Genomic DNA, 13,107 nt, shown 5'->3' with positions numbered 1-13,107 from the left:
TGGGAAGCGTCACAGGTGCGCTTCAGTACCGCCGTGATGAGGATGGACGCCCGCCGGGTGTCCGTGCCTGCTCGTACACTCGCCTGCGTGGACACGACCCTTCAGGACCCTCTGGTCGGGCAGGTGCTCGACGGCCGGTACCGCGTCGACGCGCGGATCGCGGTCGGCGGGATGGCCACGGTCTACCGGGCCGTGGACACCCGCCTGGACCGCGTGCTCGCGCTGAAGGTGATGCACCCGACGCTCGCCACCGACGCCACCTTCGTCGAGCGGTTCATCCGCGAGGCCAAGTCGGTGGCCCGGCTCGACCACCCCAACGTCGTCCAGGTCTTCGACCAGGGCGCCGAGGGGGCGTACGTCTATCTGGCGATGGAGTACATCGCCGGCTGCACCCTGCGCGACGTGCTGCGCGAGCGCGGGGCGCTGCAGCCGCGGGCCGCGCTGGACATCCTGGAGCCGGTGCTGGCCGCGCTGGGCGCAGCGCACCGGGCCGGTTTCGTGCACCGGGACATGAAGCCGGAGAACGTGCTGATAGGGGACGACGGCCGGGTCAAGGTCGCCGACTTCGGGCTGGTGCGGGCCGTGGACACGGTCACCAGCACCACCGGGTCGGTCCTGGGCACGGTCTCCTACCTGGCGCCCGAGCAGATCGAGCACGGCACCGCCGATCCGCGGGTCGACGTGTACGCGTGCGGTGTCGTCCTGTACGAGATGCTGACCGGCGGCAAGCCGCACGACGGGGACTCCCCCGCCCAGATCCTCTACAAGCACCTCCACGAGGACGTGCCGCCGCCGTCGGCCGCCGTCCCGGGGATGGCGTTCGCGCTGGACGAGCTGGTCGCGTCGGCGACCGCGCGCACCCCGGAGGTCCGTCCGCACGACGCCGTGGCGCTGCTGGCGCAGGCCCGTGAGGCGCGTGCGGCGCTGAGCGCCGAGCAGCTGGACGCCGTGCCGCCGCAGGCCCTCGCCGCGGACCACGACAACGCCGAGGACCGCACGAGCGTGATCCCGCGCGCGCTGACGTCCCCCACGCTCGGCTTCGCTCGCGCGGGGGGACCCCCATCCCGGCCGCTGCCGGTGAACGAGGACGAGGACGTCCTCCCCGGCGGCGAGGCCCCGGCGGACGGGATCCACCGCACCAGCCGGTTCACGGCTCCCCCGCCGCTGCCGCCCCGGCGCCGCCGCCCGCAGGTCGGGCGGGGGCCCCTGGCGATCGTGGTCGCCGTGCTGCTGGTCCTCGGCGTCGGCACGGGCGTCTGGTACATCAACTCCGGCCAGTTCACCAAGGTGCCGCCGCTGCTGTCGAAGACCGAGGCGCAGGCCGAGGACCGGCTGGAGGAGGCCGGTCTGGACGTCGGCACGGTCCGGCACGCCTACAGCGACACGGTCGAGCGGGGCACCGTCATCAGCACCGACCCCGGGGTCGGCACCCGGATCCGCAAGAACGACTCGGTGTCGTTCACGATCTCCGACGGCCCCGACACCGTGAAGCTGCCCGACGTGCAGGGCTACAAGCTGGACCGGGCGCGGAGCGTGCTCAAGGACGAGGGGCTGGAGCCGGGCATGGTGACCCGGGCGTTCAGCCAGGACGTCCCCAGGGGCTTCGTGATCTCCACGGACCCGAAGACGGGCACCGAGGTGCGCGCGGGCTCCGCCGTCGCCCTCGTCGTCAGCAAGGGCCGTCCGATCGACGTGCCCGACGTCACCGGTGACGACCTGGCGGACGCGAGGGCGGAGCTGACGGACGCCGGTCTGGCGGTGAAGGTCGCCACCGAGCAGGTCACCTCCGAGTACGACAAGGGCCAGGTCGCCCGGCAGACGCCGGACGCGGGCAGCCGCGCCGCCGAGGGCGACACGGTGACGCTGACGGTGTCCAAGGGACCCGAGATGATCGAGGTCCCGGACGTGACCGGCGACAGCGTGGACGACGCCAAGCGGAAGCTGGAGGACGCCGGGTTCGACGTCAAGGAGGACCGCGGGCTGCTCGGGCTGTTCGGCGACACCGTGAAGGAGCAGTCCGTCGAGGGCGGGGACACGGCGCCCAAGGGGTCGACCATCGAGATCACCATCAGGTGACGGCTCTCACGGTCCGGGCGCGGGACCGGTCATGACACCCTGAATGGGTGAACAGTCAACAGTCCGCCCTCCCGCGCAACCCCGTCGGCGGTCACGTGCCCGTGGCCGGCGGCCTGCACTCCGTGGGCCTGTCCTACGCCCGTGACCTGCGGGCGGAGGCCGTACAGGTCTTCGTCGCCAACCCGCGCGGCTGGGCCACCCCGGCCGGCAACCCGAAGCAGGACGAGGCGTTCCGGGAGGCCTGCGCCACCGAGTCGGTCCCGGCGTACGTGCACGCGCCGTACCTGATCAACTTCGGTTCGCACACCGAGGCGACGGTGGAGCGGTCGGTCGAGTCGCTGCGGCACTCACTGCGGCGCGGGCGCGAGATCGGGGCGCTCGGGGTGGTCGTGCACACCGGCAGCGCGACCGGCGGCCGGGACCGTTCGGTGGCGCTGAAGCAGGTGCGGGAGTTCATGCTGCCGCTGCTGGACGAGCTGACCCACGACGACGACCCGTACCTGCTGCTGGAGTCGACCGCCGGCCAGGGCGCCTCCCTGTGCTCGCGGACCTGGGACTTCGGACCGTACTTCGAGGCGCTGGACGCCCACCCGAAGCTGGGCGTCTGCCTGGACACCTGCCACATCTTCGCGGCCGGGCACGACCTGACCGGCCCGGCGGGCATGCACCAGACCCTGGACCTGCTGGTGGACACGGTCGGCGAGGGCCGGCTGAAGCTGATCCACGCCAACGACTCCAAGGACGTGGCGGGCGCGCACAAGGACCGGCACGAGAACATCGGCGCCGGTCACATCGGCGAGGACCCGTTCCGGGCGCTGATGACGCACCCCGCCACCGAGGGCGTGCCGCTGGTGATCGAGACGCCGGGCGGCAAGGAGGGGCACGCCGCGGACGTGGAGCGGCTGAAGAAGCTGCGCGACGGCTGACGCCCGCACCGGCCGCGGTTCAGAGCTCGGGACCGTCCCCGGGCTCCTCCTGGTAGGAGTAGCGCTGCTCCCGCCACGGGTCGCCGATGTTGTGGTAGCCGCGCTCCTCCCAGAAGCCGCGGCGGTCGGCGGTCATGTACTCGATGCCGCGGACCCACTTCGGGCCCTTCCAGGCGTACAGGTGGGGGACGACCAGGCGGAGCGGGAAGCCGTGCTCGGCGGTCAGCAGCTCACCGTCCTTGTGGGTGGCGAAGAGGGTGCGTTCGGCGGCGAAGTCGGACAGCCGGAGGTTGGAGCTGAACCCGTACTCCGCCCAGACCATCACATGGGTCACGGCGGGCCCGGGCGGGGCGATCTCGAGGATCGTGCGGGCCGGGACGCCGCCCCACTCGGAGCCGAGCATGCTGAACTTCGTCACGCAGTGCAGATCGGCCACGACCGTGGTGTACGGCAGTGCGGTGAACTCCTCGTGGGTCCAGCAGTGCTTGTCGCCGTCGGCGGTGGAGCCGAAGACCCGGAACTCCCACCGCTCGGGCCGGAACTTGGGGACCGGCCCGTAGTGCGTGACCGGCCAGCCGCGCTGGAGCCGCTGTCCCGGCGGAAGCTCGAACCGCGGCGCCTCTCCCGAACCGCCCTCTCCCGACCCGTGTTCCACCGGCTGACCCATGCCTCCATCCTGACAGACCCGGACCGATGCCCCTGACACGCCCCCTTTACATCTGACCAAAAGGGGCAAACCTGACTAAGCACGTACGTACTTACTAAGTCAAGACTTACTGGACGATCTTCGATGCCGGTGCAATCATGCGGCGCAACCCGCCAGTTCCCGCGTGGAAGGAGCCTTACGCGATGCAGGGCGACCCCGAGGTCATCGAGTTCCTCAACGAGCAGCTGACCGCCGAGCTCACCGCGATCAACCAGTACTTCCTGCACTCGAAGCTGCAGGACCACAAAGGCTGGACCAAGCTCGCGACGTACACGCGCGCCGAGTCCTTCGACGAGATGCGCCACGCCGAGCTGCTCACCGACCGCATCCTGCTCCTCGACGGCCTGCCGAACTACCAGCGCCTCTTCCACGTGCGGGTGGGCCAGAGCGTGACGGAGATGTTCCAGGCCGACCGGGAGATCGAGGTCGAGGCCATCGACCGGCTGCGCCGGGGCGTCGAGGTGATGCGGACCAAGAACGACATCACGTCGGCCAACATCTTCGAGGCGATCCTCGCCGACGAGGAGCACCACATCGACTACCTGGACACCCAGCTGGAGCTGATCGACAAGCTGGGCGAGTCGCTCTACCTGTCGACGGTCATCGAGCAGTCCCAGCCGGACCCCTCGGGACCGAAGCTGGTCTAGGCGGCCTCGGGCAGCTCGGAGAGGACCGGTTCACCCTGGTCGGCGAGCTGTCGGCGGGGGCAGGCGCCGCGGCCGAGCAGTGCCTGGATGCGCCGTACGCAGCCGCCGCAGTCGGTGCCGGCCTTGCAGGCGGAGGCGATCTGCCGGGGCGTGCAGGCGCCGGCTTCCGCGTGGCTCTTCACCTGTGCCTCGGTGACACCGAAGCAGCTGCAGACGAACACGCGGTTCACCTCCCGAGCGGAGTACAAGGTCGTGCCGTACCGAAGACGACCGGAGGGCCCGCTGATCGGTGAGGCAAACCTAACCTTACCCATCACTCGGGGACGGCAAAAGTGGAGGGGGCGCGGATCGTGTGTGACCCGCGCCCCATTCCGTGGTCCCGCCGCCCGGTCAGGGGCGGACCGTCACTGGTCCCGGTACATCTCCGCCACCAGGAACGCCAGGTCGAGCGACTGGCTGCGGTTCAGGCGCGGGTCGCAGGCCGTCTCGTAGCGCTGGTGCAGGTCGTCGACGAAGATCTCGTCGCCGCCGCCCACGCACTCGGTGACGTCGTCACCGGTGAGCTCGACGTGGATGCCGCCCGGGTGGGTGCCGAGCGACTTGTGCACCTCGAAGAAGCCCTTGACCTCGTCGAGCACGTCGTCGAAGCGGCGGGTCTTGTGGCCGGAGGCCGCCTCGTAGGTGTTGCCGTGCATCGGGTCGGTGATCCAGGCGACGGTGGCACCGGAGGCGGTGACCTTCTCCACCAGCTCCGGGAGCTTGTCGCGGATCTTGTCCGCGCCCATCCGGACGATGAACGTCAGCCGGCCGGGCTCGCGCTCCGGGTCCAGGCGCTCGATGTACTGCAGCGCCTCCTCGGCCGTGGTGCTCGGGCCGAGCTTGATGCCGATCGGGTTGCGGATGCGCGAGGCGAACTCGATGTGCGCGTGGTCCAGCTGCCGGGTGCGCTCACCGATCCACACCATGTGCCCGGAGACGTCGTACAGCTGCCCGGTGCGGGAGTCGACGCGGGTGAGCGCCGACTCGTAGTCGAGCAGCAGCGCCTCGTGCGACGAGTAGAACTCGACGGTCTTGAACTCCTCCGGGTCCGTGCCGCAGGCCCGCATGAAGTTCAGCGCGCTGTCGATCTCCCGGGCGAGCTGCTCGTAGCGCTGGCCGGACGGGGACGACTTCACGAAGTCCTGGTTCCAGGCGTGCACCTGGCGCAGGTCGGCGTAGCCGCCGGTGGTGAAGGCGCGCACCAGGTTCAGCGTGGACGCCGAAGCGTGGTACATGCGCTTGAGCCGCTCGGGGTCCGGGATCCGGGCCTCTTCGGTGAAATCGAAGCCGTTGACGGAGTCGCCGCGGTAGGTCGGCAGGGTGACGCCGTCGCGGGTCTCGGTCGGCTTGGAGCGCGGCTTGGAGTACTGGCCGGCGATCCGGCCGACCTTCACCACGGGCACGGAGGCGGCGTACGTGAGCACGGCGCCCATCTGGAGCAGGGTCTTGAGCTTGTTGCGGATGTGGTCCGCGGACACCGCGTCGAAGGCCTCGGCGCAGTCGCCGCCCTGGAGGAGGAACGCCTCTCCCTTGGCGACGGCCGCCATCCGGGCGCGCAGCTGGTCGCACTCGCCCGCGAAGACGAGCGGCGGATACGACTCGAGGTCCGCGATCACTGCGCGCAGAGCCTCGGTGTCGGGGTACTCGGGCTGCTGCGCCGCGGGCAGGTCTCGCCAGGTGTTGCCAGCGCTCGCGCTGGTCTTAGCGTTCACGGTCACGGCCTCAACACTACGGGGTCGGATGGCCGCTCCCGCCCCGTGCCCAGGGAGTGAGACACGCGGAACACCCTGCGGACGGACCGCGGTGGGGTACGCTGCGCCCTATGTTCGCGCACTCGACCCAGAACTGGTGGTGGACCGCTCCTCCGGCGGCCCACTGACTGCGCGTACGCAAGACTTCGCGAAGGCCGCCCGAGAGGCGGCCTTCGGTGTTTTCGCGACCAGGGCCGTTCCTCTCGCCGAGAGAACGAGAAGGACACGGACCCATGCCACAGTTCGACCTGCGCGCCCTGACCGCCGGCGACCGCCCGTTCGCCCTGCTCCGCCGCCGTACCCCCGGCCACGCGCCCGACACCGTGGAGCTGCTGCTCGGCCCGGTGGCGGAACACGACCGGCTCGCCGCTCTGCCCGACGAGGGGCTGGCGCTGGTGCCCTTCCGGCAGATCCGCGAGCGCGGCTTCGACGTGCGCGACGACGGCACCCCCCTGCTGGTGCTGACCCCCGAGGAGCGGTACGACATCCCGCTCGCCCGGGCCCTGGAGCAGCTGCCCGCGCACGACGTCCGCGTCGAGGACGGCGGCTTCGACGTGGACGACGAGGAGTACGCGCGGATCGTCGGACGAGTGCTGGACGAGGAGATCGGGCGGGGCGAGGGCGCCAACTTCGTGATCCGGCGGACGTACGAGGGGCACATTCCCGGGTTCGGACGGGCCGACGCGCTGGCCTTGTTCCGGCGGCTGCTGGAGGGCGAGCGGGGCGCGTACTGGACCTTCGTGGTGCACACCGGGGAGCGGACGCTGGTGGGCGCCAGCCCCGAGGTGCACGTGCGGATGTCCGGCGGCACCGTGGTCATGAACCCGATCAGCGGGACGTACCGCTATCCCGCCGAGGGGCCGACCCCCGAGCACCTGCTGGACTTCCTCGCCGACGGCAAGGAGATCGAGGAGCTGTCGATGGTGGTCGACGAGGAGCTCAAGATGATGTGCACCGTCGGTGACATGGGCGGTGTCGTCGTCGGACCCCGGCTGAAGGAGATGGCGCACCTCGCGCACACCGAGTACGAGCTGCGCGGCCGTTCCTCGCTGGACGTACGGGAGGTGCTGCGGGAGACGATGTTCGCGGCGACGGTCACCGGCTCGCCGGTGCAGAACGCCTGCCGGGTCATCGAGCGGCACGAGGTCGGGGGGCGCGGCTACTACGCGGGTGCGCTGGCGCTGCTCGGCCGGGATTCCGGCGATGCCCAGACCCTCGACTCCCCCATCCTCATCCGTACCGCCGACATCGACGCCGACGGGCGGCTGCGGGTGCCGGTCGGCGCCACGCTGGTGCGGGGCTCGGACCCGGCGGGCGAGGTGGCGGAGACGCATGCCAAGGCGGCCGGGGTGCTGGCGGCGCTCGGGGTGCGTCCCGCCCGGCCGCGTGCGGAGGCCGGGCGGCCGAAGCTGGCCGACGACCCCCGGGTGCGGGCGGCGCTGGACGGGCGCCGGGCCTCGCTGGCGCCGTTCTGGCTGCGGATGCAGGAGCCGTCGGACGCGCTCACGGGGCAGGCCCTCGTCGTCGACGCGGAGGACACCTTCACCGCGATGCTCGCGCACGTGCTGCGCTCGGCCGGGCTCGGCGTCACCGTCCGCCGGTACGACGAGCCGGGGCTGCGCGAGGCGGTGCTCGGGCACGACGGCCCGGTGGTGCTGGGGCCCGGCCCCGGTGACCCGTCCGACCCCGCCGATCCCAAGATGCGCTTCCTGCGCGCGCTCACCGCCGACGTGCTCCGGGACAACCGGCACGGCGTCCTCGGGGTCTGCCTGGGACACGAGCTGATCGCGGCCGAGCTGGGCCTGGCCATCGTCCGCAAGGAGGTGCCGTACCAGGGGGCGCAGACGGAGATCGACCTGTTCGGGCGGCGGGAGACCGTCGGCTTCTACAACAGCTTCACGGCCCGCTGCGACGACGCGGCGGCCGCCGGGCTGGCCGCGCACGGGGTGGAGGTGAGCCGGAGTGCCGCGCACGAGGTGCACGCGCTGCGGGGTCCGGGCTTCGCCGGCGTGCAGTTCCATCCGGAGTCGGTGCTGACGCTGGACGGCGCGGCGATCGTGCGGGAGCTGGCCGGTCAGCTGCGCGGCACGAGCACGTTCTCCGAGCGTCGGCCGGCCCGGTAGTCGAGGACGTTGCCCACCGTGGCGTCGACGATCTGCCGGACGGCGTCCTCGGTGTAGTACGCCTGGTGGGAGGTGACCAGGACGTTCGGGAAGGTGACGAGGCGGGCCAGGGTGTCGTCGGCGATGGCCTCCAGGGACTTGTCGAGGAAGAACAGGCCCGCCTCCGCCTCGTACACGTCCAGGCCGACGCCGGTGAAGCGGCCCGCGCGCAGCTCGCCGACCAGGGCCGCGGTGTCGATGAGGCCGCCCCGGCTGGAGTTGACCAGGATCGCGTCGTCCTTCATCGCCTTCAGGGCGTTCGCGTCGATCAGGTGCTGGGTCTCGGCCATCAGCGGGACGTGCAGGCTGACCAGGTCGGACTCGGCGAGCAGCTCGTCCTTGGGGACGTAGCGCATGCCCAGCTCCAGGCAGGCGGGGTTCTCGGCGACGTCCCAGCCGAGCAGCCGCATGCCGAAGCCGTGGGCGATGCGGGTGAAGGCCTCGCCGATCTTGCCGGTGCCGAGCACGCCGGCGGTGCGGCCGTGCAGGTCGCGGCCCATCAGTCCGTGCAGGCGGAAGTCGAAGTCGCGGGTGCGGGTGGCGGCCCGCACGATGCGGCGGTTGACGGCCATGGCGAGGGTCCAGGCGAACTCGGCGACCGAGTGCGGCGAGTAGGACGAGACCCGGGCGACGGTCATGCCGAGCCGCTCGGCCGTGTCGAGGTCGACGTTGTTGAAGCCGGTGGAGCGCTGGGCGACCATCCGGGTGCCGCCGGCCGCGAGGATCTCCAGGACGGGCCCGCCGAGGTCGGCGTTGACGGACGTGGAGACGATCTCGTGGCCGGCCGCGATGGGGGCGGTGTCCTCGGTGAGGAAGACGTCCAGGCAGTGGATGTCGTGGTGGCCGAGGAAGGCCTCCTCGATCAGGGGCTTCTCGTCGGCCTGGACGCCGAACGCCAGGATCTCCATGACCGCTCCCGTTCCGCTGGACTCCGGGCCGAATATACGGCGCCGGGCCCGCGGCCGCCGGTCAGCCGAAGAAGACCCCGACCTCCTCGTAGAGCTTCGGGTCGACCGTCTTGAGCCGGGCCGTGGCCTCGGCGATCGGGACGCGGACGATGTCGGTGCCGCGCAGGGCCACCATGGTGCCGAAGTCGCCGTCGTGGACGCAGTCGACGGCGTGCAGTCCGAAGCGGGTCGCCAGCCAGCGGTCGAAGGCGCTGGGCGTGCCGCCGCGCTGGATGTGCCCGAGGACGGTCGTCCGGGCCTCGTTGCCGGTGCGTTTCTCGATCTCCTTGGCCAGCCACTCGCCCACCCCGGACAGCCGGACGTGCCCGTAGGAGTCCAGCGACCGGTCCTTGAGCACCATGTCGCCGTCCCTCGGCATCGCGCCCTCGGCGACGACCACGATCGGGGCGTACGACGCCCGGAACCGGGAGGTGACCCAGGCGCACACCTGCTCGGTGTCGAAGGCCTGCTCGGGGATGAGGATGACGTTGGCGCCGCCGGCCAGGCCCGAGTGGAGGGCGATCCAGCCGGCGTGCCGGCCCATGACCTCCACGACCAGGACGCGCATGTGGGACTCGGCGGTGGTGTGCAGCCGGTCGATGGCCTCGGTGGCGATGCCGACGGCCGTGTCGAAGCCGAAGGTGTAGTCGGTGGCCGACAGGTCGTTGTCGATCGTCTTGGGGACGCCGACGCAGGGCACGCCGTACTCGTCCGAGAGGCGGGCGGCGACGCCCAGGGTGTCCTCGCCGCCGATGGTGATGAGCGCCTCGACGCCGAGCTTCGCGAGGTTCTCCTTGATGCGCCGGATGCCGTGCTCGTGCTGGAACGGGTTGGTGCGCGAGGAGCCGAGGACGGTGCCGCCGCGGGGCAGGATGCCGCGGACGGCCGGGATGTCGAGGCGGACGGTGTCGCCCTGGAGGGGTCCGCGCCAGCCGTCCCGGAAGCCGGTGAACTCGTAGCCGTACTCCTGCACGCCCTTGCGGACGACGGCCCGGATGACGGCGTTGAGCCCGGGGCAGTCGCCGCCTCCGGTCAGTACTCCGACCTTCATCGCACAACCCCTTTGCCACGGCGGGTGGTTGGGGTCACTGTCCCGCGCGGGGTCAGGCGTCGTCCAGACCCCGTTCTATCGCGTACCGCACGAGTTCCACCCGATTGTGCAGCTGGAGCTTGCCGAGGGTGTTCTGGACGTGGTTCTGCACGGTGCGGTGGGAGATGACGAGGCGTTCCGCGATCTGCTTGTAGCTCAGGCCCTTGGCGACCAGGCGCAGCACCTCGGTCTCGCGGTCGGTGAGCCGGGGCGCCCCGGGCTCGCCGGTCTCGGGGGCGGGGGCCGGTTCGGAGGCGAGTCGGCGGTACTCGCCGAGGACCAGTCCGGCCAGACCCGGGGTGAACACGGGGTCGCCGACCGCCGTACGGCGCACCGCGTCCTGCAGCTCCTCGGTGGAGGCCGACTTCAGCAGGTAGCCGGTCGCGCCGGACTTCACCGCCTCCAGCACGTCGGCGTGCTCCCCGCTCGCGGACAGCACGAGGACGCGCAGCTTCGGGTCGGCTCCGACGACCTCCTTGCAGACCTGGACGCCGGGCTTGCCGGGCAGGTTGAGGTCGAGCACGAGGACGTCGGGCGCGGCGGCCCGGGCGCGGCGCACCGCCTGGTCGCCGTCGCCGGCGGTGGCGACCACCTCGAAGCCGGACTCCGCGAGGTCCCGGGCCACGGCGTCCCGCCACATCGGGTGGTCGTCGACCACCATCACCTTGATCGGTTCCTGTCGCTCGGTCATCGGTCTGCCTTCCCCCGTGCGGTACTGCCGGTGTCCATGGATGTGCTCGGCGCCTTCGGCGCCCTGAGTTCGACCTCCGTGCCCTGTCCGGGCACCGAGATCAGCTCGGCCGTGCCGCCGAGGTCGCGCAGCCGGCCCCGGATGGAGAGGGCGACGCCGAGCCGCCCCTCGCCCTCGGCCTCGGCGAGCCGTCCCTCGGGGATGCCGGGTCCCTCGTCGCGGACGGTGACGATCACCTCGTCCGGCTCGTCCTCGACGAGGATCCACGCGCGCGCGTCCTCGCCGACGTGCCGGCGGACGTTGTCCAGGGCGGCCCCCACGGCGGCGGCGAGCTCCCGTGCCGCGGCCGGGGCCAGCGGCACCGGGGCGCCGGGCTCGGCGAGGTTCACGCGCGCCCCGGCGTACGGGGCGAGCAGCGCGCGCAGGTCGACGGGGCCTTCCGGGGCGTCGTCCTCCGGTTCCTCCACCGCCCGTACGACGGCACCCTCGGCGGTGTCCTCCGACACCCGGGAGACGGGGACCAGCCCGCCGGAGACCAGGGTGCGCAGCGCGACCTCCTGCTCGCCGGCCATGCGGCCCAGCTCGGCCGCCTCACCGCCGATGACGGCGCCGCGCCGCTGCACCATCGCGAGGACCTGGAGGACGCTGTCGTGGATGTCCCGGGCGAGTCGCTCCCGCTCCCTGGTCGCCGCCTCGATCTCCAGCGCGCGGGCGAGGGTGCGCTCGGAGGCGCGGGCGACCTCGACGACGTAGCCGATGGCGATGGAGGCGACCCAGACGAGGATCACGTTGTGGACGGTGTCGCGGGCGGGGTGGCCGCGTTCGACGAGGTTGGCCGCGGCGACGAGGGTGGAGGCGACGGCCGCCCAGCGCCAGCCGCCCTTGATGGCGAAGGCCAGCACGGAACCGGCGGTCCATATCGACGGCAGGGTCGGCCCGCCGTCCATGACCCGCTCGTGCGCGTCGGCGAACGGGGTGAGCAGGATGCCGGTGAGCGCGACCGTGAGGTCGGCGGCGAGAAAGCCCTTGGTGCAGCTGACCGCGCCCGAGACCTTGGGCAGCGTCGCCAGGGTCCAGACGAAGAGGACGGCGTAGTAGGCGACGGCGAGCCAGGGGCGGGCGAAGCCGGACCAGGCGGTGCAGAAGAAGCCGATCGCGTACAGCACGGTGAGCACGCGGTAGCCGGCGAGCGCACGCCACAGCGGCTGCTCGACCGACATCCTCATGACTCTCTCGCGCCTGGCCATGTCCCCCACCCCCGGCCCCGGCCCGGCTAGGGCTCGGTCCCCTGCTCGGCGGCGCCGTCCCGCTCGGCCGCCTTCTCCTTCGCGGTCTGTTCCCTCTCCGCCCGGGCGAGCGCGGCCTTCGCCGCCTTGCCCGCCTCCTTCTCGGCCTTCGCCGCCTCCGCGAGCTGCCGCTTCATGGCGGTCGCGTACATGTCGACGTACTCCTGGCCGGAGAGCTTCATGATCTCGTACATGACCTCGTCGGTCACCGCGCGGAGCACGAAGCGGTCGTGCTCCATGCCCTGGTAGCGGGTGAAGTCCAGGGGCTTGCCGATGCGGATGCCGGGGCGCATCAGCTTCGGCACCACCTTGCCGGGCGGCTGGATCTTCTCGGTGTCGATCATGGCGACCGGGATGACCGGGGCGCCGGTGGCGAGCGCCACGCGCGCCAGACCGCCGGGCTTGCCCCGGTACAGCCTGCCGTCCGGGGACCGCGTGCCCTCGGGGTAGATGCCGAAGAGCTCGCCGCGTTCCAGGACCTCTATGCCGCTCTTGATGGCGGCCTCGCCCGCGCCGCGCGCGCCGGAGCGGTCCACGGGGAGCTGGCCGACGCCCTTGAAGAACGCGGCGGTCAGCCGGCCCTTGACCCCGGGCGTGTTGAAGTACTCGGCCTTGGCGATGAAGGTCACCTTGCGGTCGAGGACGGCCGGCAGGAAGAACGAGTCGGAGAACGACAGGTGGTTGCTCGCCAGAATGGCGGGGCCGTCGGCCGGGATGTGCTCCAGGCCTTCCACCCAGGGCCGGAAGGCGAGCTTCAGCGAACCCCCGACGGTGACCTTCATCGCG

At 71.7% G+C, this 13,107-nt stretch carries 13 protein-coding genes; 5 read left to right on the top strand and 8 right to left on the bottom strand.

Going from position 1 to position 13,107, the window contains the following annotated elements; all coding sequences use genetic code 11:
• Nucleotides 1-87: 87 nt before the first annotated feature.
• Entirely contained in the window at nucleotides 88-2,076 is a 1,989-nt protein-coding gene (pknB, locus tag IEZ05_RS02205; RefSeq protein ID WP_189228226.1) for a Stk1 family PASTA domain-containing Ser/Thr kinase, read from the top strand.
• A 47-nt stretch (nucleotides 2,077-2,123) separates the two neighbouring features.
• Nucleotides 2,124-3,002, top strand: a complete 879-nt coding sequence (locus IEZ05_RS02200; protein ID WP_189228225.1) for a deoxyribonuclease IV — start codon at nucleotides 2,124-2,126, stop codon at nucleotides 3,000-3,002.
• A 19-nt stretch (nucleotides 3,003-3,021) separates the two neighbouring features.
• On the opposite strand, the gene IEZ05_RS02195 is transcribed toward IEZ05_RS02200, so the two are convergent.
• Nucleotides 3,022-3,669, bottom strand: coding sequence for a sulfite oxidase-like oxidoreductase (locus IEZ05_RS02195; RefSeq protein ID WP_189228224.1), 648 nt, complete (start codon nucleotides 3,667-3,669; stop codon nucleotides 3,022-3,024).
• A gap of 182 nt (nucleotides 3,670-3,851) precedes the next feature.
• On the opposite strand from IEZ05_RS02195, the gene bfr reads away from it, so the two are divergent.
• Entirely contained in the window at nucleotides 3,852-4,355 is a 504-nt protein-coding gene (bfr, locus tag IEZ05_RS02190) for a bacterioferritin (protein WP_189228223.1), read from the top strand.
• Here bfr and IEZ05_RS02185 read toward each other — a convergent pair.
• Both IEZ05_RS02185 and IEZ05_RS02180 read right to left on the bottom strand, forming a co-directional pair.
• Nucleotides 4,352-4,585, bottom strand: a complete 234-nt coding sequence (locus tag IEZ05_RS02185) for a (2Fe-2S)-binding protein (protein WP_189228222.1) — start codon at nucleotides 4,583-4,585, stop codon at nucleotides 4,352-4,354. The two genes, bfr and IEZ05_RS02185, sit on opposite strands and share 4 nt — an antisense overlap.
• Nucleotides 4,586-4,759: 174 nt before the next feature.
• Nucleotides 4,760-6,112 (bottom strand): class II 3-deoxy-7-phosphoheptulonate synthase, encoded by a 1,353-nt coding sequence (locus tag IEZ05_RS02180; RefSeq protein WP_189228221.1) that lies wholly within the window; start codon nucleotides 6,110-6,112, stop codon nucleotides 4,760-4,762.
• Between the two features lie 104 nt (nucleotides 6,113-6,216).
• Here IEZ05_RS02180 and IEZ05_RS37025 point away from each other — a divergent pair, with 104 nt between their 5' ends.
• Together IEZ05_RS37025 and IEZ05_RS02170 are read left to right on the top strand one after the other, a co-directional pair.
• Nucleotides 6,217-6,273: a trp operon leader peptide gene (locus tag IEZ05_RS37025; RefSeq protein ID WP_225634270.1), complete on the top strand. Its 57-nt coding sequence runs from the start codon at nucleotides 6,217-6,219 to the stop codon at nucleotides 6,271-6,273.
• A 105-nt stretch (nucleotides 6,274-6,378) separates the two neighbouring features.
• Nucleotides 6,379-8,268, top strand: coding sequence for an anthranilate synthase family protein (locus tag IEZ05_RS02170; protein ID WP_189228219.1), 1,890 nt, complete (start codon nucleotides 6,379-6,381; stop codon nucleotides 8,266-8,268).
• Here IEZ05_RS02170 and IEZ05_RS02165 read toward each other — a convergent pair.
• The 5 genes from IEZ05_RS02165 to IEZ05_RS02145 form a co-directional block, all read right to left on the bottom strand.
• On the bottom strand, nucleotides 8,220-9,215 hold the full coding sequence (locus tag IEZ05_RS02165; protein ID WP_189228218.1) for a 2-hydroxyacid dehydrogenase: 996 nt from the start codon (nucleotides 9,213-9,215) through the stop codon (nucleotides 8,220-8,222). The two genes, IEZ05_RS02170 and IEZ05_RS02165, sit on opposite strands and share 49 nt — an antisense overlap.
• A 61-nt stretch (nucleotides 9,216-9,276) precedes the next feature.
• Complete coding sequence (locus IEZ05_RS02160) at nucleotides 9,277-10,305, bottom strand: 6-phosphofructokinase (protein WP_189228217.1); 1,029 nt, start codon at nucleotides 10,303-10,305, stop codon at nucleotides 9,277-9,279.
• 52 nt (nucleotides 10,306-10,357) lie between these two features.
• Complete coding sequence (locus IEZ05_RS02155) at nucleotides 10,358-11,035, bottom strand: response regulator (RefSeq protein WP_189228216.1); 678 nt, start codon at nucleotides 11,033-11,035, stop codon at nucleotides 10,358-10,360.
• Nucleotides 11,032-12,282: a MacS family sensor histidine kinase gene (gene macS, locus IEZ05_RS02150; RefSeq protein ID WP_189228215.1), complete on the bottom strand. Its 1,251-nt coding sequence runs from the start codon at nucleotides 12,280-12,282 to the stop codon at nucleotides 11,032-11,034. The genes IEZ05_RS02155 and macS overlap by 4 nt, the downstream gene beginning before the upstream one ends.
• A gap of 26 nt (nucleotides 12,283-12,308) precedes the next feature.
• Nucleotides 12,309-13,103, bottom strand: a complete 795-nt coding sequence (locus IEZ05_RS02145; RefSeq protein WP_189228552.1) for a lysophospholipid acyltransferase family protein — start codon at nucleotides 13,101-13,103, stop codon at nucleotides 12,309-12,311.
• Nucleotides 13,104-13,107 lie beyond the last annotated feature (4 nt).

Source organism: Streptomyces flaveolus, assembly GCF_014648815.1.
Taxonomy (GTDB): domain Bacteria; phylum Actinomycetota; class Actinomycetes; order Streptomycetales; family Streptomycetaceae; genus Streptomyces; species Streptomyces flaveolus.
Note: the sequence above shows the minus strand (reverse complement) of the source record. Positions and strands in the feature narration are given on the sequence as shown.

Coding starts and splice junctions, on each gene's coding strand:
- IEZ05_RS02195 (WP_189228224.1), bottom strand. CDS start 3,669: ATGGGTCAGCCGGTGGAACACGGGTCGGGAGAGGGCGGTTCGGGAGAG.
- bfr (WP_189228223.1), top strand. CDS start 3,852: ATGCAGGGCGACCCCGAGGTCATCGAGTTCCTCAACGAGCAGCTGACC.
- IEZ05_RS02170 (WP_189228219.1), top strand. CDS start 6,379: ATGCCACAGTTCGACCTGCGCGCCCTGACCGCCGGCGACCGCCCGTTC.
- IEZ05_RS02165 (WP_189228218.1), bottom strand. CDS start 9,215: ATGGAGATCCTGGCGTTCGGCGTCCAGGCCGACGAGAAGCCCCTGATC.
- IEZ05_RS02160 (WP_189228217.1), bottom strand. CDS start 10,305: ATGAAGGTCGGAGTACTGACCGGAGGCGGCGACTGCCCCGGGCTCAAC.
- IEZ05_RS02155 (WP_189228216.1), bottom strand. CDS start 11,035: ATGACCGAGCGACAGGAACCGATCAAGGTGATGGTGGTCGACGACCAC.
- macS (WP_189228215.1), bottom strand. CDS start 12,282: ATGGCCAGGCGCGAGAGAGTCATGAGGATGTCGGTCGAGCAGCCGCTG.
- IEZ05_RS02145 (WP_189228552.1), bottom strand. CDS start 13,103: ATGAAGGTCACCGTCGGGGGTTCGCTGAAGCTCGCCTTCCGGCCCTGG.